Source organism: Paenibacillus sp. FSL R7-277, assembly GCF_000517965.1.
In the GTDB taxonomy this organism is placed as follows: domain Bacteria; phylum Bacillota; class Bacilli; order Paenibacillales; family Paenibacillaceae; genus Paenibacillus_AQ; species Paenibacillus_AQ silagei.
In genome coordinates, this window is record NZ_ASPX01000010.1 from 68,397 (window position 1) to 88,584 (window position 20,188).

The 20,188-nt window shown below is 53.8% G+C and carries 20 protein-coding genes and 2 other annotated features; of the genes, 16 read left to right on the top strand and 4 right to left on the bottom strand.

Going from position 1 to position 20,188, the window contains the following annotated elements; genetic code table 11:
- Positions 1–4: 4 nt before the first annotated feature.
- Both C173_RS05685 and ku read right to left on the bottom strand, forming a co-directional pair.
- On the bottom strand, positions 5–1,048 hold the full coding sequence (locus C173_RS05685; RefSeq protein WP_235191792.1) for an ATP-dependent DNA ligase: 1,044 nt from the start codon (positions 1,046–1,048) through the stop codon (positions 5–7).
- Positions 996–1,976 carry a non-homologous end joining protein Ku gene (gene ku / locus C173_RS05690; RefSeq protein WP_036723174.1) on the bottom strand — a complete coding sequence of 327 codons (981 nt, stop codon included), beginning with the start codon at positions 1,974–1,976 and terminating at the stop codon, positions 996–998. Before ku ends, C173_RS05685 begins: the two co-directional genes overlap by 53 nt.
- 142 nt (positions 1,977–2,118) lie before the next feature.
- Here ku and C173_RS05695 point away from each other — a divergent pair, with 142 nt between their 5' ends.
- From C173_RS05695 to C173_RS05730, 8 genes are all read left to right on the top strand, one after another.
- Complete coding sequence (locus tag C173_RS05695; protein WP_036723176.1) at positions 2,119–2,298, top strand: hypothetical protein; 180 nt, start codon at positions 2,119–2,121, stop codon at positions 2,296–2,298.
- Positions 2,299–2,313: 15 nt separating this feature from the next.
- Entirely contained in the window at positions 2,314–2,499 is a 186-nt protein-coding gene (locus C173_RS05700; RefSeq protein ID WP_036723178.1) for an H-type small acid-soluble spore protein, read from the top strand.
- A gap of 245 nt (positions 2,500–2,744) precedes the next feature.
- Positions 2,745–3,719, top strand: coding sequence for a DMT family transporter (locus C173_RS05705; protein ID WP_036723367.1), 975 nt, complete (start codon positions 2,745–2,747; stop codon positions 3,717–3,719).
- 109 nt (positions 3,720–3,828) lie between these two features.
- On the top strand, positions 3,829–4,299 hold the full coding sequence (gene tsaE / locus C173_RS05710) for a tRNA (adenosine(37)-N6)-threonylcarbamoyltransferase complex ATPase subunit type 1 TsaE (protein WP_036723368.1): 471 nt from the start codon (positions 3,829–3,831) through the stop codon (positions 4,297–4,299).
- Positions 4,296–5,123, top strand: coding sequence for a tRNA (adenosine(37)-N6)-threonylcarbamoyltransferase complex dimerization subunit type 1 TsaB (tsaB, locus tag C173_RS05715; RefSeq protein ID WP_036723183.1), 828 nt, complete (start codon positions 4,296–4,298; stop codon positions 5,121–5,123). Before tsaE ends, tsaB begins: the two co-directional genes overlap by 4 nt.
- Positions 5,120–5,644, top strand: coding sequence for a ribosomal protein S18-alanine N-acetyltransferase (gene rimI / locus C173_RS05720; protein WP_051477836.1), 525 nt, complete (start codon positions 5,120–5,122; stop codon positions 5,642–5,644). Before tsaB ends, rimI begins: the two co-directional genes overlap by 4 nt.
- On the top strand, positions 5,641–6,690 hold the full coding sequence (gene tsaD, locus C173_RS05725; RefSeq protein ID WP_036723185.1) for a tRNA (adenosine(37)-N6)-threonylcarbamoyltransferase complex transferase subunit TsaD: 1,050 nt from the start codon (positions 5,641–5,643) through the stop codon (positions 6,688–6,690). Before rimI ends, tsaD begins: the two co-directional genes overlap by 4 nt.
- Before the next feature lie 54 nt (positions 6,691–6,744).
- Positions 6,745–7,086: a binding site (T-box leader), on the top strand.
- 51 nt (positions 7,087–7,137) lie between these two features.
- Positions 7,138–7,427, top strand: a binding site (T-box leader).
- A gap of 75 nt (positions 7,428–7,502) precedes the next feature.
- On the top strand, positions 7,503–9,065 hold the full coding sequence (locus C173_RS05730; RefSeq protein WP_036723186.1) for a 2-isopropylmalate synthase: 1,563 nt from the start codon (positions 7,503–7,505) through the stop codon (positions 9,063–9,065).
- 619 nt (positions 9,066–9,684) lie between these two features.
- Here C173_RS05730 and C173_RS05735 read toward each other — a convergent pair.
- Positions 9,685–11,640 carry an ABC-F family ATP-binding cassette domain-containing protein gene (locus tag C173_RS05735; protein ID WP_036723187.1) on the bottom strand — a complete coding sequence of 652 codons (1,956 nt, stop codon included), beginning with the start codon at positions 11,638–11,640 and terminating at the stop codon, positions 9,685–9,687.
- A gap of 216 nt (positions 11,641–11,856) precedes the next feature.
- On the opposite strand from C173_RS05735, the gene C173_RS05740 reads away from it, so the two are divergent.
- The 7 genes from C173_RS05740 (at position 11,857) to groL (ending at position 17,112) form a co-directional block, all read left to right on the top strand.
- The gene (locus tag C173_RS05740; protein ID WP_051477837.1) at positions 11,857–12,519 is read left to right on the top strand and encodes a 5-formyltetrahydrofolate cyclo-ligase; all 663 of its coding nucleotides are present in this window, start codon (positions 11,857–11,859) and stop codon (positions 12,517–12,519) included.
- Positions 12,510–12,986: a cyclic pyranopterin monophosphate synthase MoaC gene (gene moaC / locus C173_RS05745; RefSeq protein WP_036723188.1), complete on the top strand. Its 477-nt coding sequence runs from the start codon at positions 12,510–12,512 to the stop codon at positions 12,984–12,986. Before C173_RS05740 ends, moaC begins: the two co-directional genes overlap by 10 nt.
- A gap of 88 nt (positions 12,987–13,074) precedes the next feature.
- Complete coding sequence (locus C173_RS05750; RefSeq protein WP_036693720.1) at positions 13,075–13,560, top strand: MogA/MoaB family molybdenum cofactor biosynthesis protein; 486 nt, start codon at positions 13,075–13,077, stop codon at positions 13,558–13,560.
- Between the two features lie 131 nt (positions 13,561–13,691).
- Entirely contained in the window at positions 13,692–13,934 is a 243-nt protein-coding gene (gene tatA, locus C173_RS05755) for a twin-arginine translocase TatA/TatE family subunit (RefSeq protein WP_036723189.1), read from the top strand.
- Positions 13,935–14,038: 104 nt separating this feature from the next.
- Positions 14,039–14,803 carry a twin-arginine translocase subunit TatC gene (gene tatC / locus C173_RS05760; RefSeq protein ID WP_036723191.1) on the top strand — a complete coding sequence of 255 codons (765 nt, stop codon included), beginning with the start codon at positions 14,039–14,041 and terminating at the stop codon, positions 14,801–14,803.
- Positions 14,804–15,127: 324 nt separating this feature from the next.
- The gene (groES, locus tag C173_RS05765; protein WP_036723192.1) at positions 15,128–15,409 is read left to right on the top strand and encodes a co-chaperone GroES; all 282 of its coding nucleotides are present in this window, start codon (positions 15,128–15,130) and stop codon (positions 15,407–15,409) included.
- Between the two features lie 68 nt (positions 15,410–15,477).
- Positions 15,478–17,112 (top strand): chaperonin GroEL, encoded by a 1,635-nt coding sequence (gene groL, locus C173_RS05770; RefSeq protein WP_036723193.1) that lies wholly within the window; start codon positions 15,478–15,480, stop codon positions 17,110–17,112.
- A 144-nt stretch (positions 17,113–17,256) separates the two neighbouring features.
- Here the strand turns inward: groL and C173_RS05775 are convergent, their stop codons facing one another.
- Positions 17,257–18,234: a tRNA dihydrouridine synthase gene (locus C173_RS05775; RefSeq protein WP_036723195.1), complete on the bottom strand. Its 978-nt coding sequence runs from the start codon at positions 18,232–18,234 to the stop codon at positions 17,257–17,259.
- A 252-nt stretch (positions 18,235–18,486) separates the two neighbouring features.
- On the opposite strand from C173_RS05775, the gene C173_RS05780 reads away from it, so the two are divergent.
- A complete protein-coding gene (locus tag C173_RS05780; RefSeq protein WP_081751032.1) occupies positions 18,487–20,139 on the top strand; it encodes a clostripain-related cysteine peptidase in 1,653 nt (550 codons plus the stop codon).
- The last annotated feature ends 49 nt before the right edge of the window (positions 20,140–20,188 follow it).

Consider the following 20,188-nt stretch of genomic DNA (forward strand, 5'->3'; position numbering starts at 1 on the left):
GCAGCTAGAACCCCCTCTGGCTTAAAGAACAGGAATGGGCGGGCAGTTCGACCTGAGCCTGAATCACAGGCTGGCGGAAGGTGCCGGAGGGATTCCATTCCAGAAAATGCAGCTTAAACACCAGCTCAGGCTTAATCCAAACGGAGCCTGAGCTTCGCTGCGGGAGTGCGGCAAACGGCATATGCTCTGTGGCAAGTCCAGGAATCCGTCCGGTCAGTGTCCGCCAGTCCTGGACGGTCATTCTGCCTGCTCCGGCATGTCCGATATAATGCAGCCTGCCGGCATCATCATACAGGCCGAACAGCAACGCATTCACGATGCCGTCCCGGAAGGTGACGCCCCCGGCGACAGCGGTGACATCGGAGATGATCTTGAGCTTCTGCCAGCGCTTGTCCTTGCCGCCCGGCGCATAAGTGCTGTCCAGATCCTTGCAGACGATCCCCTCCAGACTGCCCTGCCGCGCCGCAGCGAGCAGCTGGACGGGATCCGGGTAGCTGGGCACCTGCTGCATATGGGGATGGGGCAGCAGCATCTCCTTCAGCAGCTCCTGCCGCCGGGACAGCGGTTCATCCAGCAGCCAGATGCCGTCACAATACAGCATATCAAAAACCATATACAGCACCGGAACCTGCGGCTGCACTGCCCGGATCGCCGCCTCGTTCTTCAGGCTGTCCCGCCGCATGACCTCATGGAAGGAGGGCTTGCCGCCGCTGAGTGCAATGATCTCGCCATCCAGAATGAAGGAGCCGGCCCGGCAATAGCTTCCTGGTTCGGCCAGCTCAGGATATTGGAGCGTGCGCCGGTTGCCACGGCGGTTAATCAGTTCGGCATGGCTCCCGTCGTAATAGGAGATCATCCGCACGCCGTCCCATTTGATCTGGGCGATCCACTGTTCTCCGCTTGGAAGCACAGAGGCCAGCACAGGCTCAAACGGAGTGATGGTCTTAAGCTGAAGGGAACCGGCTGGCCTTGCAGCAGGCGCAGAAGTCCGTCCCCTAGGCACCGGTGACCTTGCTCTTCGCGCTCCGGCGCTTCGGCTTCGGGGCAATCACCGGAATTGGTCCGGTAGCTTCATCTACAACCGGAGCGGCGGCTGTATCGGTTGAAGTCCCTGCGGCAGTGGCCTTGGCCGGACGTTTCTTCGCACCGGCGGCTGTCCTTGGCTTAGACCCGCTGCCTCCCTTAGCCGGTCCGGGATCGGAAGGAATATGCTGCACAGCCTCGATACTGGCCTGCAGGGCAGCCATCAGATCGATAACATTGTTCTCCTGGCGGGCCGGAGCAATATGGAACTCTTCGCCTGCAATCTTATGTGTAATCAGATCAAGCATCCGCTGGCGGTAATCATCGGTGTATTTGGCAGGCTCGAACGGGGTGGACAGCTGTGAGATCAGCAGCTTGGCCATATCCAGCTCTTTGTCGTTCACGCTGCCCGGCTCCGGCAGGCCGGGAACCTGCGATACCGGACGGACCTCGTCCGGGTAATAGATCGTTTCAATCGCCAAGCAGTCCGCCAGGACGCGGATGGCGGCCAGACTGCTTTTGGAGCGGATGGAGATCTTGGCAATACCGATCTTCCCGGTCTGACGCATCGCCTCCATCAGCAAACGGTAAGCATTGGCGCCTGCCTGGTCTGGCGATAAATAGTAGGTCTTCTGGAAATAAATCGGGTCAATCTCCGTCAAATCCACGAAATCCAGTATGGTGATGCTCTTACTGCTCTCCTCGCTTAGCTGATCCAGCTCCTCCTTGTCGAACAGAACAAACTTGCCCTTCTCATATTCGTACCCCTTGCCGATCTCCTCCCAGGTGACTTCCTTGTCACAGACAGGACATTTACGTACATAAGACAGCGGACTGCCGCATTCTTTGTGGATGTAGCGCAGCGAGATGTCTTTATCCTCCGTAGCGGAGAACATCTTGACCGGAACATGCACAAGCCCGAAGCTGATGGCTCCTTTCCAAACGGTATGCATGAGAATCGCCTCCTGATGGGATGTGGTATGGCTTAGTATGGGGAGGCAGGGCTTTTTCTAGCCGGATGCATGTTTTGAGAGTCATGGGAAAAAATAAATGCTGCTCAGCTTGCACAGACCCAAAGCGAGAAGAGGAGGCATTATGGACAAGGAGCACTATCACTGGAGCGATGTGTTATCCGAGCAGGATATTCCGGCTGAGGCGGTCAATTGGGACAATATTATTGCCGATCCGGAGGATGCCGGACTGGACGAGGACGCAGTACTGCTGGATGCTGATGCAACGATCGGGGAGCTTCCAGCGGAAGATGAAGAGGAATAGGGGGGCAAGAAAAGAATGGATATAACACGTGCGCAGGATATTTACGCTTCCAAGGACAAGATTGCGGTGCATCTCGACGGAGAACCGGTTTGGATTGAGCATGTAGATTCGGATAACGGTATGGCAACGGTTCAGGTAGGCTCCCGGCCGACGAATACACAGACTGTTGGTGTTGAGCGGCTGGAGGAACAGAGGAAGTAGCGGGTCAGCACAATAAGTCCTGGTAGGTATCCAGGTAAAATACTAATTAGAGCAGGCGTTCTCTTGGCGGTGACACCATCGCGGGAGTCTCCTGCTTTTTGTGTGGCCTGACCTCCTACACACGTTATGCTCAGGGCCGGGGTATGGAGCTGTAGCCTCTAATAATAGCTGACACAGATATTGACGCCGGGCGTGGTGACCCCCTATATTTGGAAGAAGAATTTTGACGAAAAGAGATGATGAAAGTGCGTCCGATATTGCTGGGTGTGTGCTCGGCGCTGTTTTTTGCGGTGACGTTTGTGCTGAACCGGAGGATGGAGCTTGCGGGAGGAAGCTGGGCGTGGAGCGCCTCGCTGCGGTACTTGTTCACGCTCCCGCTGCTGCTGGCGATTGTGGCCGGAAGAGGGAGGCTGAAGCCGCTGCTGGCTGCGATGAGAGAACGGCCTGGAGCCTGGCTGCTGTGGGGAACTGTCGGGTTCGGTTTGTTCTACGCGCCCATCTGCTTCGCCGCTACCTATGCACCGGGCTGGCTGAGCGCTGGAACGTGGCAGATCACCATTATCTCCGGTTCGCTGCTGGCTCCGTTCTTCGGAGAATGGGTTGGCGGACCGGGAGAACAAGTATACATAAGAGGTAAAATCCCGCTGGGCGGGCTGCTGCTCTCCCTGATTATTCTCGCCGGAGTAGCGCTGCTGCAAGTGGAGCAGGCGCGGCAGCTTGCCCCATCCCAGGTCCTGCTGGGCATTGTCCCGATTCTTATCGCTTCCTTCGCTTATCCGCTCGGAAACCGTAAGATGATGGAGCTGTGCGGCGGCCAGCTGGATGTATTCCAGCGGATTCTTGGTATGACGCTTGCCAGCCTGCCCTTCTGGCTGGCTGTCGCTCTGTATGGTATGGCAGATACAGGCCTGCCCTCCTCCTCGCAAATAGGACAATCAGTCATTGTTGCACTCAGTTCGGGAGTTGTGGCAACGGTGCTGTTTTTCCGGGCTACCGATCTGGTCAGGGATAGCATGAGCAGTCTGGCAGCCGTGGAAGCGACCCAGTCACTGGAGGTGCTGTTCGCCTTGCTGGGGGAGATGCTCCTGCTGGCCTCGCCGCTGCCATCCCTCCTGTCATGGGCGGGGATTGCGGTCATTATTGGTGGTATGGTGCTGCATAGCCTGTTCTCCCGGCATCCGGGGAAGCCTGCGGCGGCTCCGGCGTTCACAACGGACTGACAGGCTGTTGCGGTGCAAGTAGCATACCGATATAATTAAAAGTATTGTTAACTGTTAAGGGATCTTCAAAAAGGTGGTAGTTGCAGCTTTGGACAATAATACACAAACGGTGTTTACAACCCGTTCATTCGGCCTTCAGGATACGGAGGCACTTGCCGCCGCCATTGCTGCCGCGTCATCGGCGGGGATGGTTATCGGACTTGACGGGGATCTAGGTGCGGGCAAAACAGCGTTCTCGCAGTGCTATGCACGCCATTTGGGTGTGGAAGGTATTGTGAATAGTCCTACTTTTACCATTATCAAAGAGTATGAAGGACGTCTGCCGCTGTATCATATGGATGTATACCGGATATCGCTGCAGGAAGCGGACGAGCTGGGACTGGAAGAGTATTTCTACGGTCAGGGTGTGTGTCTGGTGGAATGGAGCCGAATCATTGCTGATCTGATGCCGCCGCGGCATCTCCATATAGAGCTGAAGACCGCCGGCCCGGATGAACGGGAGATTACGGTGACCGGAATCGGAGAGCCTTACGGCGAAGTGTGCCGGATGCTGATCCAGAAGTGGGGTAAAGAAATATGACGAACTCGAATAATGAGCCGCGTAAGCGGTTTTTGGCGCTGGATACATCAACGGCAGTTCTGGGAGTGGCCGTGACTGGCGGCGGGGAGCTGTTGCATGAGATTAATGCTTCCGGGGAGCGGAACCATTCGGTTCATCTGCTGCCTATTATTGAGCAGGCACTTCAGGCGTCTGCCACTACGGCCGAAAGAATCGGCGGAATCTCGGTCGGGATCGGCCCGGGCTCCTATACCGGAACACGGATCGCTGTGACTGCAGCCAAGACGCTGGCCTGGGCCTGGAACGTACCGGTTACCGGTGTATCCAGCCTGCATGCGCTGGCCTGGGGCGGATACCATGCGGCTTCTGCGCAGCAGGAGCAAGGCTCCATAACGTCCCCGAACGGCACGGCAGGAACAGACTGGATCATTCCGCTGATCGATGCCCGGCGGGGGCAGGCATACACCGCTGTATTCGCGGCGGACGGGGACAAGCCTCCCCGGCGGCTGGCGCCGGATGCCATCAGGCTGATGGCCGACTGGGTGCAGGAGCTGGCGGTACGGCTGAAGGAAGCCGCAGCTGAGGGCAATCTGCCGGACACACTGTGGTTCGTAGGCGAGACGGCGCTGCACGGAAGTGCGGACATGCTGGCTCCGCTGATGGAAGCTGCCAACGTCCAGGCAGTGCCTTATGAGCTGGAAGGACGCTGGACTGGATTTCTGGCGGAAGCGGGTCTCTACGAAGAGAGCGGAAATTTGCATACGCTGATTCCCAATTATACGCAGCTGTCGGAGGCGGAGGCGAATTTGCGCCGCAGCAGCGAAGGGAGCCTGAATACACGATGATCGAACCGGAACGTAGACCAGCTCAGGGGACTGAGCTTGTTTTTCGCCTGATGCGGCTGGAGGATGTGCCTGCGATTCTTGTGATTGAACGGGAGGCCTTCACCATGCCTTGGACAGAGGAAGCCTTCCGCAACGAGCTGACCCACAATCATTTTGCTAAATATATGGTAATGGAGCTGGCAGGGCATATTATTGGATACGCAGGAATGTGGGCGATTGTCGATGAGGCGCATGTCACCAATATTGCACTGCTGGAGGCATACCGGGGACGTAAATGGGGCGAGCGGCTCCTGGACGAGCTGATGAAGACGGCGGCTTATCTCGGCATGCAGTCGATCACGCTTGAAGTACGGGTCTCCAATGAGGTGGCCCAGAATTTATACCGCAAAAAAGGCTTCAAGCCTGCGGGTACCCGCAAGGGCTATTATTCGGACAACCGCGAGGATGCGCTCATCATGTGGGCCGATCTGCCGGAGTACGGGGAGCAAGCTGTAACGGAAGGAAGTGTGGACTTGAAATGAAGACAGACACGGGCGCAAGGGAGCCTGTATTGATTCTGGCGATTGAAACCAGCTGTGACGAGACCTCTGTAGCTGTAGTGAAGGATGGCTGTGAGGTGTTGTCCAACATCATCTCCAGCCAGATTGAGACCCACCGGGCATTCGGGGGAGTGGTGCCTGAAGTGGCCTCCCGCAAGCATGTCGAGGTGATAACGCTGGTCATTGAAGAAGCCTTAAGCGTAGCCGGCGTACGTCCGCAGGAGCTGACGGCTGTGGCGGTAACGCAGGGTCCGGGACTGGTGGGGGCGCTGCTGGTCGGAGTCGTGGCTGCCAAAAGCCTGGCGCTGGCCTGGGGCAAGCCGCTCATCGGCACGCATCATATTGCCGGTCATATCTATGCTAACCGGCTGGTCAAGGAATTGAAGTATCCGGGCATGACGCTGGTGGTATCAGGGGGGCATACGGAGCTGGTGTATATGGAGCGGGAAGGAGCTTTCCGGATCATCGGGCGCACCCGTGACGATGCCGTCGGCGAAGCATATGACAAAGTGGCACGGGCCCTGGGCTTCCCTTATCCGGGAGGGCCGCATGTGGACAAGCTGGCGCATGAAGCGGAGGAAGCCTTCGCTCTGCCGCGTGTGTGGCTGGAGCCGGGCTCGTATGACTTCAGCTTCAGCGGTCTGAAGTCTGCGGTGCTGAACGCGGTGAATCAGAGTAAGATGAAGGGGCTTGTGCCGGATGTCGCGGGCATTGCGCGCGGCTTCCAGGAATCCGTAGTTGAAGTGCTGGTCGAGAAGGCGATCCGTGCCGTCCGTGAATACCACGCGGAGCAGCTTCTGCTCTGCGGAGGGGTAGCGGCGAACAAGGGGCTGCGCGAAGCCCTGATCCGGCGCTGCGGAACAGAGGGAATTGAGCTGGTTATCCCTCCTCCCGTATATTGTACGGATAATGCAGCCATGATTGGTGCCGCAGCTTACGTGAAATGGAGACATGAAGGCGGGATTCCGCTGGATATGGTCGCCGATCCCGGTTATTCGCTGGAGAAATGGTCGGTATCTGCCTATTGACTTTTGCAGATGCCGCCGGGTATAATCAGTTCAATTCAATCATCTTATATTTGAACAAACGCAATGATCGGAAGCAGTAAGGTCACTCCGGGATAAGAGAGCTGCGGGAAGGTGCGACGCAGTCGATGGAGACCTGAACTCGTCCGGGAGCGGAGCGGTGGAAGCAGGGAGCTCTTTGAACAGGAGCGCTGGCCGGTACAGGATGTAATCCGGCAACCTTAGGTACACCGTTACGGTTAACCTCCGTGAGAGGGTGGTCAGTCAAGGCTGGCGGAGTGGGAACATTCCGGGAACCTTGCAGACATGGAGTGGGTATCGCAGAACAGCTGGAAGGTTAGCGGGTTCGGATATCAACAAGAGTGGTACCGCGACAGTGAACAGCCTGTCGTCTCTTGAATGAGACGGCAGGCTTTTTTTGTGCACATTTTGTGAGAAGTTATATAGGAATGACACGCAAGGATCGGGAGCAGTAGACGGCTAAGGTGAACAGAGAGCTGCGGGGAGGTGCGACGCAGACACCAGAGGCCGGCGAATCTCGCCCGTGAGCGGAGCGGCGGAAAGAGCTACAGGTACGCTGCTACGGATGTCCCCGTTACCGGACCCTTCAGATCTTTATAGCTTCCGTTATCGGAGCTGGGAGATCTGATCTAAGCTGGACGCAGCCAGGACTTCTGACATCAGGGAGCCTATGCGTCAAAAAGAGTGGTACCGCGGAGGGCTGACCCCCCGTCTCTTTATAAGAGACGGGGGGTCTTTGTGCTTTTTAGGAGGCAGCCCTCCATTAGATAAACCTAATTTGAGGAGGAATTACAATGATTATTCCGGTAAAGAAACGAATTCAGATTTTTGACACGACGCTGCGTGACGGGGAGCAGGCCCCGGGAGCCAGTCTTACCCCTGAGCAAAAGATTATTCTGGCCGGCAAGCTGGCGGACCTGGGAGTGGATGTCATGGAGCCGGGATTCCCTGTATCCAGTCCGGGGGATTTCGCTGCGGTGGAGACGATCTCCCGCAACATTCAGGGCGTGGAGATCTGCGGCTTCGCACGGGCAGTCAAGGGGGATATCGATGCTGCTGTTCGGGCTACCCGGGATGCCGCGCGGCGGCGGATTCATCTGTTCATCTCCTCCTCCGACATCCATCTGCGCCATCAGCTGCGCATGAGCCGCCCTGAGGTTGTAGCGGTTGCCAGAGAGATGACGGCTTATGCCCGCCAGTTCTGCGATGTGGTAGAGTTCACTGCAATGGACGCTGCGCGGACGGGCATCGACGATCTGATCGAGATGGTCGAGGCGGTGATTGAAGAGGGCGCTTCGATTATCAATCTGCCGGATACGGTAGGTTATGCGCTGCCTCAGGAATACGGAGAGATGTTCCGGCGTGTGCGGCTTGGAGCCAGGGGCGGAGACAAGGTCATCTACAGCGCCCACTGCCACAACGATCTGGGCCTCGCCGTAGCGAACAGCCTGGCGGCCATTGAAGGCGGCGCCACACAGATTGAGGTTACCGTCAACGGAGTGGGCGAGCGGACCGGCAACTGTGCGCTGGAGGAGCTGGTCATGGCGCTGGAGACACGCGGAGACTCTATCGGCGCCGAGACTGGAATCGTGCTGGATAAGCTATATGACACCTCACGGATGATCAGCGGGGCGATGCATTTCCCGATTGCCTTCAACAAGCCGGTGGTCGGGCGCAATGCCTTCCAGCATGAATCCGGCATCCATCAGGACGGCCTGCTGAAGGACCGCAGCACCTACGAGATTATGGACCCGGAGCGGCTGGGCATCCCGCGCAGCATGATTATCCTCGGCAAGCATTCCGGCAGGCATGCGCTGAAGGACCGCGCCGCGAAGTACGGCATTGCCCTGGATTCGGCGGAGCTGGACGCGCTCTACGAATCCTTCAAGGAGACGGCTGACCGCCAGAAGGCCGTCAGCGATGATGAGCTGCTGCGGATGGTCAGCAGCACCACAGGACAGCAGGCGCAGGTCTATGCGCTCGGCGAGGTCCAGGTCCTGGCCGGCAGCGCGCCGAGCCGCGTGGCCGCAGTGACAGTGCGCCATCTGCAGAGCGGCGCAGAGACGACCCAGACCAGCACCGGAGACGGTCCGCTGGAAGCAATCATTGCCGCTATAGGGCAAGGGATTGCCGAGGATATCCGCTTCGACGGGCTGGAGCTGCATTCCCTCGGCAGCGGCGGGAATGCCCAGGCCGAGGCCGCCGTCATGGTGGAGTGGAAGGACACCAAGTTCCGGGGCACGGCCATCCATCACGATATCGTAATGGCCGCAGGCATTGCTTACATCGCCGCTTGTAATGCGGCACTGCTGTCGGAATCGGAGATGCCCTCTCCCGGCTCGGCGGTGAATAGCTAAAAAGCTAGAGACCCAAGAACAGAGCGAAGTTACCGCGCGGGTTCAACGCTTTTCAAGGACCGGATGCCTCTGCCATGTCACCAACATCGGCAGGGGCATTTTTGCTGTCAGGGGCTAGCAAAGCGGCGTATGGCCGAATGTAGTCGAAAAACCGACCACAATGCGCCGGGTGAGGGTGCGCGAGCCAAATGTAATCGCAAACAGACCACGTTCGGCGTTGCCTGGGAGTGTGCCGGATGGCGCACAAGTGAACGTACATATCGCCTAAACCTAACATGATTTTTGCCAATTGCGGCATTTGTCAACCTGTGGACAACGTTATCCACATATTCCGCACGAGTTGTGTAAAAACCGTGTAAAATCAGCAATAACGCCTTTTTTGCGAGCACCATAAACAGGAGGTTATGCTATGAAACAAAATTGTGAGAATTGTGGATAATGTGGATAATTCGGTGGATAAAAAGTCCTTGACAAGCAAAGTAGCCATTTTACGCATGAAAAAAGCCCCGAAGGGCTAATTTTAGACGATAGTTATGCACGGAAACTGTGGATGAGCCTGTGGATAACTAGATTTGAACAAATTGGAAACTGTTAAAAATTTTTTTGATGCGCCTTTACATTATTCCTCAGCCAGTTTCTCCCATTCGCTAAATAAATCTCCCAGCTCGCGTTTTTTGTCCTTAAGCTCACTTTCATGCTCCTGAAGCGCCATATAATCCTGATACACCTCAGGCTTAGTCATTTCATGCTCAATCCCCGCGATGGCTTCCTCCAGCTTCGCGATATTCTCCTCCAGTTCGGAGATGCGGCGCTGGCGGTTCCGCTCCTCGCGTTTGGCCTGCTTCTCCGCCTCATAGGAGAGGGAGCTTCCTTTCTCGGCGGATACCGCCTCGTTGTCGGCACTGCGGGAGGACTTGGCGGCGGCAAGCTCGGCTTCCTCTTCGGCAATCGCCTTGAGCTCGAGCTTTTTCTCGATATAGTCGTCATAATTGCCCAAATACTGATCAATTCCGTCCGGGTGCAGCTCCAGTACCCGTTCAGCCATCTTGTTGAGGAAATAACGGTCATGGGAAATGAACAGCAATGTGCCTTCAAAATCGATCAGGGCCGATTCGAGCACCTCACGGCTGACAAGATCCAAATGGTTGGTAGGCTCATCGAGAATCAGCATATTGGCTCCGCGAAGCATTAGCTTGGACAGGGCCACCCGGGCCTTCTCGCCGCCGCTCAGCGCAGCTACCTTCTTAAGCACATCCTCGCCGCTGAACAGGAAGTTGCCGAGAATCGTACGGATTCTGGCCTCCTCCAGCATCGGATATTCACTCCACAGCTCCTCCAGCACAGTATTGCGCGGATTCAGCCGGGTCTGCTCCTGGTCGTAGTAGGCGATCTTCACCTTGGTTCCCCAGTTCACGGTTCCGCGGGAAGGCTCGCGGGTGCCGGTCATGCATTGCAGTAGTGTGGACTTCCCGATCCCGTTTGGTCCGATCAGCGCCGCTGTCTCGCCGCGCCGCAGCTCGAAGGAGGCATTGCGGAAGAGCGGTGCAGCCTCAGGACTGAAAGAGACTGCGACCTCCCGGACCTGCAGCACTTCCTTGCCGGACATGAAGTCAGGCTCGAAGGAGAAGCTGGCCTTCTTCAGGTCGCCCAGCGGCTTGTCGATGCGCTCCATTTTGTCGAGCGCCTTGCGGCGGCTCTGTGCCCGCTTGGTGGTGGAGGCCCGGACAATGTTGCGCTGCACGAAATCCTCCATCCGCGAAATTTCGTCCTGCTGCTTCTCATACTGCTTCATACGAATCTCGTATTCCGCAGCCTTCAGCTCCATATAACGGCTGTAGTTACCTGTGTATCTGCGCGATTGGTGCCGCTCAATCTCCACAATGGTCGTCACCAGGCGGTCGAGGAAATACCGGTCATGGGATACGACCAGAATACCGCCTGCGTAGCCGCGCAGATAATCCTCCAGCCAGGTGAGCGTCTCAATGTCCAGATGGTTGGTCGGCTCATCGAGCATGAGCAGATCAGGAGCTTGAAGCAGAATGCGGGCCAGTGCCAGACGTGTCTTCTGGCCTCCGCTTAACGTTGAGATCGGAGTATCCGGTGCGAACTCTCCGAAGCCCATCCCGTGCAGCACGCTGCGGATACGCGTATTGATCTCATAGCCGCCGTGATCCTTGAACCAGTCGGAGCGTCTGGCATAGCGCTCCAGCAGATCCTCATAACGCTTCGGATCTTCGGCAAGTGCCGGATCGGCGATATCGGTCTCCAGCTGCCGCAGCTCGGCCTCTGCCTCCAGCAGCGGCGCAAATACCGCGAGCATCTCTTCCTGTATGGTGTTATCCGACTGCAGGCCGCTGTTCTGGGCCAGATAGCCAATCGTAGTCTCTTTAGACTTATGAATTTGTCCGCTGTCATAAGACATCTCACCCGCGAGAATCTGCAGAAAGGTCGATTTGCCTGCTCCGTTGACGCCAACCAGCCCGACTCTCTCCCTCTCGTTCACCATTAGGCTAATGCCGTCCAGCACGCTTTGTATACCGTATGATTTCGTAATTCCTGTCGCTTGAAGAAGCATTCTGATGAAACCTCCGCCCTTGCAAATTGGCCTCGGCGGCTTGCGCCCAGGCGATTGTCTAATCTTATTCTCCAGTTTACATGAAAAAGGTGGGGCGTGCGAGGTTCATTCTTCTAACAAGGGGAATGAATCAACCTTGGCGAACCGGTGAGAAGAGTGGTAAACTGAGCTTACAAACTATGATAAGCTAGGAACAAGTGAAGGAGGAGGCTGCCTATGCAGGAGCACAGCATGCAGCTTGCCGGGCGGAAGCGCGAGCTTCGCACCGGGAATACCGCGCTCCGCGATGCCTTGCCCATGGAGCAGCGGGAGCTGTTATCCGCCCGGGTGTGCGCCCATGCCTGGAGCTGGTTCTCACAGGAAGGCGCAGCTTCACTGCTTGCGTATGCGCCGTTTCGCTCCGAGCTGGACTGCCGTCCGCTTCTTACGGCGGCATGGGCGGAAGGGCATAAGGTGCTGCTTCCCCGCGTTAACCGGGAGAGCGGGGACTTAAGCCTTCACCAGGTAAGCTCCTGGGATGAGCTTGTCCCTGGAACCTACGGGATCATGGAGCCTCCAGCCGGGAGTGCGGCACTTGCCGGCCCCATCGCGCAAGCAGGACGGGGAACCGGCTGCCCGGAGGTTATCTTCGTGCCCGGACTGGCCTTTGACCGGCGGGGCGGACGCCTCGGCTACGGACGAGGATATTATGACCGCCTGCACACCGCATTGGAGGCAGGAGTCCCCGGTACGGCTGCCAAGCCTATGTGGATTGGTCTGGCCTACGGCCTCCAGCTGGTACCGGAAGTACCGCTTGAGGAGCATGATGCCTTAATGGATCTGCTGATTACGGAGAACGGCATCATGGATTGCCGGAAGGAGAGGGCTACATGGAATTAACTCATTTCAACGAGCAGGGCAGAGCCCGCATGGTGGATGTGAGCGACAAGGAGGTTACCAGGCGGACAGCGGCAGCTAGAAGCCAGGTGCATATGGCCCCGGAGACGCTGAGCGCCATTAAGGCGGGAACGGTCCGCAAGGGCGATGTGCTAGCGGTAGCTCAGGTTGCAGGAATCATGGCGGCGAAGCAGACCGCAAGCTGGATTCCCATGTGCCACCCGCTGCCGCTTACCGGAGTGGATATCCGCTTCATGGATAACAACAAAGATGAACTATATATAGAAGCAACCGTCAGCACTACCGGTAAGACCGGGGTGGAGATGGAGGCGCTGACTGCCGTATCGGCAGCGGCGCTGACCGTATATGATATGTGCAAGGCGCTGCAGAAGGACATGATTATCGGACCTACGATGCTGGTGTCCAAGAGCGGCGGTAAGAATGGGGATTACGCGCTGGAAGCAGAATAGAGCAGCAGGGAATGATACAGCCGAAGGCGCAGCGGCAGCTGCTTCAGCAGCCGGATATACATAGTACATAGAGAGGGAGGGACAACCTATGGCGTGGAAAACAGCAATCCTGACGGCCAGCGATAAAGGGGCCAGGGGCGAACGGGAAGACACGAGCGCCCAGGTGATTCGGGAGCTGGTGGAGGAGGAGCTGGGCGGCGAGATCATTGAATACCGGATCGTGCCTGATGAGCAGGATGAGATTATTGCTGCATTGATTGAGCTTACGGATTATTTCCAGGCGGATCTGGTGCTGACAACCGGCGGAACCGATCTGGCCATCCGCGATGTTACGCCGGAGGCGACGCGGCGGGTCATTGAACGCGAAGTGCCCGGACTCTCCGAGGCGATGCGCAGTACGGTGATGCAGAAGAACCGCGCAGCTATGCTGTTCCGGGGAATCTGCGGCATCCGCGGAAGAACTCTGATTGTCAATCTGCCCGGTACCCCGAAGGGGGTACATGAGAATCTGGCGGCGATTATGGATCAGCTTCCGGAAGCTCTGTTAATGGTTACGGGACAATACCGCCAGTAATCGGACTCTGCTCTCTTCACTTTTGTCTAAATCGTTCAGGATACACAATGGATGTGTGATATAAGTTATGGTATTATTGTTTTATCGTTAACTATTGTCATGAACGGACAGAAGGATGGGAGGAAACCGGTATGTTAGGTGGTATTGGCACACCCGGAATTATCTTGTTGGTTATCTTGGCATTGCTGCTCTTCGGTCCCAATAAGCTTCCTGAGCTGGGGCGGGCAGTCGGGCGTACCTTCCGTGAATTCAAGGACGGTGCTCGGGAGATTGTGAACGAGCCGGAAGCGGCCAAGCGGAGCGAGACTGTTGCTCCTGCGGCTGCGCAGACGGCAGCAGCAGAACTTCCGCAGGACCGCCGTCTGCCGGAATAATTTTAAGGTTCCCACGCAGGGGCGTCTTTCCCAGGTCTGCTTTTAGACCGGGGCGGCGCCCTTTTTTTGAAGATGAAAAAATGTCAATCCGGGTGGTGTCAGTCATGTCTCTGGAAGCGGAAGAAATGTCCCTCGTCGATCATCTGACGGAGCTGCGCAGACGTCTTATCTACGTGCTGATCGTGTTCGTAGCAGGACTTGTGCTCGGCTTATTCGTCGCCAAGCCAATCTATCTGTACCTGATCAGCGCCGATGCTGCGCAGGGCTTCGTCCTGCATGCGTTCTCCTTCTGGGACGGAATCGGGATGTATATGAAGATCGCTATGGCGGTCTCACTGGTCTTCTCCGTGCCGTTTATTGCCTTTCAGCTATGGGCGTTTATCAGCCCCGGCCTGCGGCCTGTGGAGCGGAGCGCTGCCCTGCGTTATGTGCCTTATGTGTTTGTGTTGTTTATTGCCGGCATTGCTTTTGCCTATTACATAGTATTCCCTATGGCCTTATCCTTCACGATTTCGATTACGCGGAATATGGGGCTTGAGGAGACCTACGGCATCGCCGAATACTTCGATTTCCTGTTCAGTCTGGTGATTCCGCTGGCCCTGCTCTTCGAGCTGCCGCTGATTGTCATGTTCCTGACTAAGCTCAGGGTGCTGAACCCGCTGCGTCTGCGCAAGATGCGCCGTTATGCCTATTTCGCGCTTGTGTTCATTGCTGTGGTCATTACACCGCCTGATTTCATCTCGGACTTTCTGGTGACGATTCCGCTGCTGGTGCTGTATGAATTCAGTGTGTTTCTGTCCGCATTCGTCTACCGCAGGCAATTGGCTGAGGACGCTAAGCGGGAGTCGCGGTATGTGAAGGCAGATTAGTGGGAAGGGGGCATAATATGCCCCTTGCTGGATAGAATGTAGGAGAGTGTGTGCCGGACAAGCGCTGAAACCATAATTTTGGCAAAAACAAATACGATTTTACGTAAAAGGACTTGAAATTCGCCTTCAAGTTGAGTATCATAAAAATTGTTGTTAGCACTACAGAGGGTTGAGTGCTAACGCTGCGAAAAAACCGGGAATAGCCGGAGCAACATCCCTTATCAAGATGCTGATCCGCTATATTGCCGCCCTGACGGCAGATCCCCGCAGCTCAATCTATGTTTTCAAGGCAAATCACATAATTTCAAAGGAGGCTATTTTTTCATGATTAAACCACTAGGTGAACGCGTATTGGTAGAACCAAGCGAGCAACAGGAAACCACTTCTTTCGGGATCGTGCTTCCGGACTCTTCCAAAGAGAAGCCGCAAGAAGGTACTATTATCGCTGTAGGCAGCGGAGCTTTGAAAGACGGAGTCCGTGTAGCGCTGGAAGTGAAAGAAGGCGACCGTGTGCTTTTCTCGAAATATGCCGGAACTGAAATCAAATACGAAGGCAAAGAATATCTGATTATGAAAGAAAGCGACATTCACGCTATTCTTGACTAGTCTTAAGCGTCTCTCATAACTCAGATTCAGAATACATTCACAAATTATATTAGGAGGTTAACTATACAATGGCAAAAGAAATTAAGTTCAGTGAAGATGCTCGCCGTGCAATGCTGCGCGGGGTTGACGCTTTGGCAAATGCAGTAAAAGTTACACTGGGTCCAAAAGGCCGCAACGTGGTGCTGGAGAAGAAATTCGGCAGCCCGCTGATCACGAATGACGGTGTAACCATCGCCAAGGAAATCGAACTCGAAGATGCCTTCGAGAACATGGGCGCACAGCTCGTTAAAGAAGTAGCAACCAAGACTAACGATGTGGCTGGTGACGGTACTACAACTGCAACGGTTCTGGCTCAGGCTATGATCCGCGAAGGTCTGAAGAACGTAACTGCAGGCGCTAACCCGATGGTTATGCGTAAAGGGATCGACAAAGCAGTGAAGGCTGCTGTCGCTGAACTGCAGAATATCGCTAAGCCGATTGTGGATTCCCAAGCGATCGCACAAGTAGCTGCAATCTCCGCTGCTGACGAAGAAGTGGGCCAACTGATTGCTGAAGCTATGGAAAAAGTGGGCAAGGACGGCGTTATCACCGTTGAAGAATCCCGCGGATTCCTCACAGAGCTTGAAGTGGTGGAAGGTATGCAGTTCGACCGTGGTTACATCTCCCCGTACATGATCACCGATACGGACAAGATGGAAGCCGTTCTGGAGAACCCGTACATCCTGATTACAGACAAGAAAATCAGCAGCACTCAAGAAATTCTTCCACTCTTGGAGAAGATCGTTCAACAGGCGCGTCCGCTGGTAATCATCGCTGAAGACATCGAAGGCGAAGCTCAGGCGATGCTGATCGTGAACAAGCTGCGCGGAACGTTCAATGCAGTAGCGGTTAAAGCTCCTGGCTTCGGCGACCGCCGTGAAGCTATGCTGCAGGATATCGCTGCTCTGACAGGCGGCCAAGTGATCACTGAGAAGCTTGGACTGGATCTCAAGAGCACTTCTATCGAGCAACTGGGTAACGCCCGTCAAGTGCGTGTAACCAAAGAAAACACTACAATTGTAGACGGAAGCGGCGACAAGGCGGACATTAATGCACGCGTTAGCCAAATCCGTTCCCAGCTGGAAGAAACCACTTCCGAGTTCGACAAAGAAAAACTGCAGGAGCGTCTGGCTAAATTGGCTGGCGGCGTAGCCGTTGTCAAAGTCGGTGCTGCTACTGAAACTGAACTGAAAGAGCGCAAGCTTCGCATCGAAGATGCCCTGAACGCAACCCGCGCTGCGGTTGAAGAAGGTATCGTATCCGGTGGGGGTACAGCTCTTGTGAACGTATATGCTGCTGTAGCTGCTGTTGTAGCTGAAGGCGACGAAAGAACGGGTGTGAACCTCGTGCTGCGCGCACTGGAAGAGCCTGTTCGTACCATCGCTGCTAACGCAGGCCAGGAAGGTTCCGTTATCGTGGACCGTCTGAAAAAAGAAGCTATCGGCATCGGCTACAACGCTGCTACCGATGAGTGGGTTAACATGTTCGAAGCAGGGATCGTTGACCCTGCCAAGGTAACACGTTATGCTCTGCAGAATGCAGCTTCCGTAGCTGCTATGTTCCTGACCACTGAAGCGGTTATCGCTGACAAGCCAGAACCAGCCGCTGCTGGTGGCGGAATGCCAGATATGGGCGGCATGGGCGGTATGGGCGGCATGATGTAATAAGGGTGACAAACCCTTTTGCATCAAGTGTTTCCTGAGAAGGAAACACCGTTTGACCACATGATGCAAAAATAAGAGGCTTCCTATGAGTTCATTGAACTTGTGGGAAGCCTCTTTTTCATAGCTCAAATCTTTTAATATTCTTCAATCTAATTCTTGATCTAAAAGAGGTTTTACTAAACGACGCACTTCGTCTGTTGAAGTGGTTTCCATTAATTGGTCTCTTAGTTCGCCTGCGCCACTAAATCCACGAACATAGATTTTGAAATAGCGAAGAAGGGGTCTAAATGAACGTGGCAAGGTTTCTGTTGAATATTTATCGTGAAGATCCAACTGTAAAAGAAGTAAATTGAGAAAATCCTTCGCGCTATGTTCTTTAGAGTCTTTCTCAAAAGCAAATGGATTAGTGAAAATGCCGCGGCCAATCATGATACCATCAACGCCGTATTGTTCAACTATTTTTAATCCTGTTGCGCGGTCCGGAATATCTCCATTAATGGTTAACAACGTATTTGGGGCAATTTCATCGCGCAATTTTTTTATTTCAGGAATTAGTTCCCAGTGTGCAGCTACTTTACTCTTTTCTTTTTTGGTACGAAGGTGAATGGAAAGATTCGCAATATCTTGTTTCAATATATGTCCTAACCAATCGCGCCACTCATCAATTTTAGAGTAACCTAATCTTGTTTTAACACTAACTGGCAATCCACCTGCTTTTGCTGCTTGAATAATTTCTGCTGCAACTTCAGGATGACGTATTAATCCGGCCCCTTTTCCACTGGCTGCGGCGTTTTGTGCCGGGCATCCCATGTTTATATCGATACCACGAAAACCAAGTTTTTTCATATCAATACTCATCTGTTCAAAAAGTGCAGGTTTATTGCCCCAAATATGAGCGACAATCGGTTGCTCATCAGCTGTGAACATTAACCGGCCACCTACATTTTCTTTTCCAACAGGGTGACAATAATTTTCTGCGCTTGTGAATTCTGTGAAAAATACGTCAGGCTTTGCAGCTTCACTAATGACGTGACGAAATACAATATCTGTGACGTCTTCCATTGGAGCTAATATAAAAAACGGTTTCGGTAAATCCAGCCAAAAGTTTGGTTCGTTACGCATATTATCTTCTCCTGTTGCAACATATAAAAACGATATAGTCTATAGCAAAGTCTTTTACCCATCATACATAGTATCATTATTTTTCGTTTGATGCACAGAATCAATGGTGTGAGCGACGGACACATTTGTGGTGTCTGCCAAAGTCGAGCGGCAAGTGAGAACTTAAAGATTTCTTTAACTTTCACACAGGGGTTAATCCGCCATGATAGAGTAATAGCTTGATAGGATTTCAAATTGAAAGGCCGGAACTTGATGGGGAAAATCCGAGGTTTTATCATTTTTTTAATCTTTCTTCTCGCAACAACGCCATCAGCATCAGCAGCGGCACAAAGCTCCAACTATGCAGAAGGACTTAATCGCTTGGGATTGTTCAGTGGAACGGAGCATGGATATGAACTGTCGCGGGTGCCTACCCGGGCAGAATCCCTTGTAATGATGCTGCGTCTGTGGGGGAAGGAAGAAGAGGCCCTGAAAAGCACCTATAAAAATCCATTCACTGATACGGGGTGGGAAGGCCGCTACGTGTCGTATGCCTATACCAAGGGTGTAGTTAACGGAATTGATGAATATCGTTTTGGCGGTAACCGGCCCATCTCTCTTAACCAATATTGTTCAATGGTATTAAGGGTGTTGGGATATTCAGAAACCAAGGGCGACTTTACCTATGGATCTGCGGTTTCTTTCGCCTCCATAGTTCTAGGAATAGACCTTACCAAAGAACGCGAATTCAATCGGGGAACTCTTGCAAAAATAAGCAGTTATGTTCTAAACACAAGACCCAAAAACCAACTTGCCACGCTAGGTCAAACCCTTAGTGCAACAGATGTGTTCACCACGCAAGCTTTAAACGAGGCAAGGACACTTTGGGAGCAGGATAAAAAGTTGAATGGAGCGACGATTTTAATCTATGCAGTGGGTTCTGACCTTGAATCTCAGCAAGGCCGGCTAACCGATGATTTGGAAGAAATTTTACGTGGTCAACCAAACCAAAATACGAAAATCCTGATGCAAACAGGCGGAACGCTCAAATATCAGAACAAATATATGGCCGATGGAGCGTCCGAACGCTTTGAAGTTAGCCATGGACAACTTCAAAAGCACGAAAGTCATATCCAAACTGCCGCATCAGACCCTAGGACACTAAGGGATTTTCTTGTGTGGGGCAAAGCCGTTGCACCAAGTGAGCGTTATATCCTGATTCTATGGGACCATGGGTATGGAACAATGGGCGGATTTGGCGCAGACGAGCTAAACGAACGAAAAACGATGAAGGTTTCGGAGCTTTCCAAAGCAATCGGTTCATCAGATCTGTATTTCGACTTAATCGTCTTTGATGCATGTCTTATGGGCACCGTTGAAACTGCCTATGCACTTAGAGATCAGGGCAAATATCTCATAGCTTCTGAAGATTCAACCCCCGCAGCAGGCTTGTACTATACCACATGGATAGGTGCGCTAGAGCGAAACCCGCAGATCAGCACGGAAAGAATAGGGCGGTTAATTTTAGATTCCTTTACCCTTCATTCGGGGATGGAAGCTAAGATGCAGACAACCATGTCAATTATGAAGCTTTCTCAGGCTGAATCCTTGGTTAAGGCCATAGAAAAGGCAAAATTTGATCGCTCACTAACAGACCTTGCAAACCGCTCAGAGCTGTTAGGCAAAAACGATGGGATATTTGATCAATATGATCTTATAGAGATCATGGGCCAATCATCAGAAATCACTGCTGCAGCCCAAGCGCTTGCCTTCGAAGTAAGAAATTCAGCAGGCTATAAAAATCGCAACGGCGTGGCTGTATATGTACCTAACAGAAAAATCGCACAAACACATGAAATGAAAGAAGAGCTGAAAGCCATTGGCCTTAGCTCAAAATATATAGAAACTATTTGTAGTGGAAACTAGCTGTAAAGGCTGATCGTTGTCCAGAATGTGGTCTTATAACGAGGAGGTA

Coding starts and splice junctions, on each gene's coding strand:
- C173_RS05695 (WP_036723176.1), top strand. CDS start 2,119: ATGGACAAGGAGCACTATCACTGGAGCGATGTGTTATCCGAGCAGGAT.
- groES (WP_036723192.1), top strand. CDS start 15,128: ATGATTAAACCACTAGGTGAACGCGTATTGGTAGAACCAAGCGAGCAA.
- rimI (WP_051477836.1), top strand. CDS start 5,120: ATGATCGAACCGGAACGTAGACCAGCTCAGGGGACTGAGCTTGTTTTT.
- C173_RS05700 (WP_036723178.1), top strand. CDS start 2,314: ATGGATATAACACGTGCGCAGGATATTTACGCTTCCAAGGACAAGATT.
- C173_RS05735 (WP_036723187.1), bottom strand. CDS start 11,640: ATGCTTCTTCAAGCGACAGGAATTACGAAATCATACGGTATACAAAGC.
- tatC (WP_036723191.1), top strand. CDS start 14,039: ATGTCTCTGGAAGCGGAAGAAATGTCCCTCGTCGATCATCTGACGGAG.
- C173_RS05750 (WP_036693720.1), top strand. CDS start 13,075: ATGGCGTGGAAAACAGCAATCCTGACGGCCAGCGATAAAGGGGCCAGG.
- tatA (WP_036723189.1), top strand. CDS start 13,692: ATGTTAGGTGGTATTGGCACACCCGGAATTATCTTGTTGGTTATCTTG.
- tsaB (WP_036723183.1), top strand. CDS start 4,296: ATGACGAACTCGAATAATGAGCCGCGTAAGCGGTTTTTGGCGCTGGAT.
- groL (WP_036723193.1), top strand. CDS start 15,478: ATGGCAAAAGAAATTAAGTTCAGTGAAGATGCTCGCCGTGCAATGCTG.
- C173_RS05775 (WP_036723195.1), bottom strand. CDS start 18,234: ATGCGTAACGAACCAAACTTTTGGCTGGATTTACCGAAACCGTTTTTT.
- moaC (WP_036723188.1), top strand. CDS start 12,510: ATGGAATTAACTCATTTCAACGAGCAGGGCAGAGCCCGCATGGTGGAT.
- tsaD (WP_036723185.1), top strand. CDS start 5,641: ATGAAGACAGACACGGGCGCAAGGGAGCCTGTATTGATTCTGGCGATT.
- C173_RS05780 (WP_081751032.1), top strand. CDS start 18,487: ATGGGGAAAATCCGAGGTTTTATCATTTTTTTAATCTTTCTTCTCGCA.
- ku (WP_036723174.1), bottom strand. CDS start 1,976: ATGCATACCGTTTGGAAAGGAGCCATCAGCTTCGGGCTTGTGCATGTT.
- C173_RS05740 (WP_051477837.1), top strand. CDS start 11,857: ATGCAGGAGCACAGCATGCAGCTTGCCGGGCGGAAGCGCGAGCTTCGC.
- C173_RS05730 (WP_036723186.1), top strand. CDS start 7,503: ATGATTATTCCGGTAAAGAAACGAATTCAGATTTTTGACACGACGCTG.